Genomic DNA, 2,909 nt, shown 5'->3' on the forward strand with positions numbered 1-2,909 from the left:
CATCGCGGTGAACAAGAACGACACCGCTCCCATTTTCGAGATCGCCGACTACGGCATCTGCGGCGACCTCTTCAAGGTCGCTCCCATGCTGACCGAGGCCATCCGCGCCGCAAAGGCCGCGAAATAACAGGCTTTTTGCAGGCATCGTAAAAAACCTGAATTCCATCATCCATCACGTGACGAGGTTCCGGTTTTTCATCAACTGAAAAACTGGGACCTCGTCTTGAGCAGCCACAGCGCTTGTGGTTCAAGAACAGAACGAAAGGTGAAATGTAATGGATTTTTACTTGACTAACGAGGAAAAGATGCTTCAAAAGATGTATCGGGAATTTGCCGAGACCGAAGTGAAGCCTTTAGCCGAAGAGATCGACGAGGAAGAGCGCTTCCCCATGGAGACCGTTGAAAAGATGGCCAAACTGGGCATGATGGGCATTCCTTTCCCCAAAAAATACGGCGGCGCCGGCGGCACCAACATGGCGTACGCTCTGGCAGTGGAGGAGCTGGCCAAGACCTGCGGCACCACCTCTGTCATCGTCTGCGCACACACCTCTTTGTGCTCCTATCCCATCTACGCCTTTGGCACCGAGGAGCAGAAAATGAAGTATCTGCCGGACCTGCTCTCCGGCCGCAAGATCGGCGCCTTCGGCCTGACCGAGCCCAACGCCGGTTCCGACGCCTCCGGTCAGCAGACCGTGGCGGAGCTGGTGGATGACCACTACGTGCTCAATGGCACGAAGTGCTTCATCACCAACGGCACCGTGGCGGAGACTTTTGTGGTTTTCGCCATGACCGACAAGCACGCCGGCAACCACGGCATTACCGCCTTCATTGTGGAAAAGGATTTCCCCGGCTTCTCCGTGGGCAAGCACGAAAAGAAAATGGGCATCCGGGGTTCCTCTACCTGCGACCTCATCATGGAGGACTGCATTGTGCCCAAGGAAAATCTGCTGGGCAAAGAGGGCAAGGGCTTTAAGGTCGCCATGGGCACGCTGGACGGCGGCCGCGTGGGCGTTGCCGCACAGGCGCTGGGCATCGGCGAAGGCGCCATCAACGAGGCTGTGAAGTATACGCAGGAGCGTGTGCAGTTCGGCAAGCGCCTCAGCCAGTTCCAGAACACCCAGTTCCAGCTGGCCGATATGAAGACCCGCGCCGACGCCGCTCAGATGCTGGTGTATCGCGCCGCCTTTGCCAAGGATCAGGGCGATCCCCAGACCGGCTACTACTCCTCCATGGCAAAGCTGTTTGCCGCCGAGATGGCCTCTGACGTCACGCGCCGCGCCGTGCAGCTCTTTGGCGGCTACGGCTATACCCGTGAGTATCCCGTGGAGCGCATGATGCGCGACGCAAAGATCACCGAAATTTACGAAGGCACATCCGAAGTCCAGCGCATGGTCATCTCCCGGGACATGGGTGTGAAATAAATCTGAGATTGTTGAGGTCACATGGAAAATTTAAACACCATTTATCAAAGCAAACTGACCACGCCTGACGAGGCCGTCAGCCGGTTTCTGCACTCCGGGGCCGTCTGTGCCTCCGATATCGCGCTGGCGCATTCCTCCACGCTTTATGAGGCCATCGGCCGCGCCATTTCTGCGGGAAAGCTGGACGACATCACCCAGCACACGCTGCTGGATACGTCCCCGTTCCCCTTCTACCGCCCGGAGTTTGCCGGGAAGTATCACGGTGTGTCCTGGTTTTCTCAGGCGTCCTCCCGCAAGGCCATCAACGCCGGTATTGCGGACGTGATGCCGGCCTATTACCGGGATATCCCCGGTCTGATGGAGACCTACATCCAGCCCGACGTGCTGATCGCCGTGGTTTCTCCCATGGACAAGCACGGCTACTTCAGCACCGGCTGCGACGGCTCCATCTCCGCCGGAATTTTGGCCACCGCCAAGACGATTCTGCTGGAGGTCAATTCCCACATGCCCCGGAGCCTCACGTCTCCCCAGATCCACGTCTCGCAGGTCTCTGCCCTGTGGGAAAATCACACGCCCCTGATTTGTCTGCCTCCCACGAAAATTGACGAGGTCAGCGCCAAAATCGGCGGCTACATTGCCGAGGAGATCCCCGACGGGTCCACGCTCCAGCTGGGCATCGGCGCCATTCCGGACGCTGTGGGCATCGCGCTCCAAAATAAGCATCATCTGGGTATCCACACGGAGATGTTTACGGACAGCATGATGACGCTGATCGAGTGCGGCGCGGTGGACAACAGCACCAAGCCCATTCACACCAACAAGACCGTGGCGGCATTTGCCTTCGGCTCTCAGCGGATGTATGACTACATCGATGACAACACCATGGTGGAGATGCTGCCGGTGAGCTACGTGAATGACCCCGCCACCATTGCCCAACATCCGAACTTCATGTCCATCAACGCCGCTTTGGAGGTGGACTTCTTCGGACAGGTCTGCGCGGAATCCATCGGCACCCGCCATGTCTCCGGTACCGGCGGACAAAGCGATTATGTCCGCGGCGCCGTCCAGTCCAAGGGTGGCAAGAGCTTCATTGCGTTTGCCTCCACCGCGAAGGACGAAACCATCAGCCGCATCATGCCCACGCTGATGCCCGGCGCCCAGATCAGCACCAGCAAAAACGACGTGGATTACATCGTAACAGAGTACGGCGTCGCCAAGCTGCGGGGCCGCACGCTGAGCCAGCGCGCCAAAGCGCTGATTGCCATTGCACATCCCAAGTTCCGGGAGGAGCTTACCTTCGCGGCGAAGAAAGAAAGCATCCTCATCTGATCGCAAAAAGGATTTTACAAGGAAGGTATTTTATGAAGATTATTGTATGTGTCAAGCAGGTCCCCGATACCTCCGGCAAGGTGGCCGTGAATCCGGACGGCACACTGAACCGTGCATCCATGCAGACCATCACGAACCCGGACGACATGAACGCGGTGG

2 protein-coding genes and 2 pseudogenes are annotated in these 2,909 nt (G+C 58.0%); all 4 read left to right on the forward strand.

Annotation, left to right across the window (positions count from 1 at the left end):
- Positions 1-127, forward strand: a pseudogene (locus tag PHI30_RS10050) (electron transfer flavoprotein subunit alpha/FixB family protein); the annotation flags it as partial.
- 148 nt (positions 128-275) lie between these two features.
- Positions 276-1,421, forward strand: coding sequence for an acyl-CoA dehydrogenase (locus tag PHI30_RS10055; RefSeq protein WP_300027337.1), 1,146 nt, complete (start codon positions 276-278; stop codon positions 1,419-1,421).
- A gap of 21 nt (positions 1,422-1,442) precedes the next feature.
- Positions 1,443-2,750, forward strand: coding sequence for an acetyl-CoA hydrolase/transferase C-terminal domain-containing protein (locus PHI30_RS10060; protein ID WP_300027340.1), 1,308 nt, complete (start codon positions 1,443-1,445; stop codon positions 2,748-2,750).
- Positions 2,751-2,782: 32 nt separating this feature from the next.
- A pseudogene (locus tag PHI30_RS10065) lies at positions 2,783-2,909 on the forward strand (electron transfer flavoprotein subunit beta); the annotation flags it as partial.

Origin of the sequence: Oscillibacter sp. (assembly GCF_028693505.1) — a bacterium.
Lineage (GTDB): Bacteria > Bacillota > Clostridia > Oscillospirales > Oscillospiraceae > Oscillibacter.

What these genes read in the sequence shown, in the direction of transcription:
- PHI30_RS10055 (WP_300027337.1), top strand. Translation starts at nt 276, where the DNA reads ATGGATTTTTACTTGACTAACGAGGAAAAGATGCTTCAAAAGATGTAT.
- PHI30_RS10060 (WP_300027340.1), top strand. Translation starts at nt 1,443, where the DNA reads ATGGAAAATTTAAACACCATTTATCAAAGCAAACTGACCACGCCTGAC.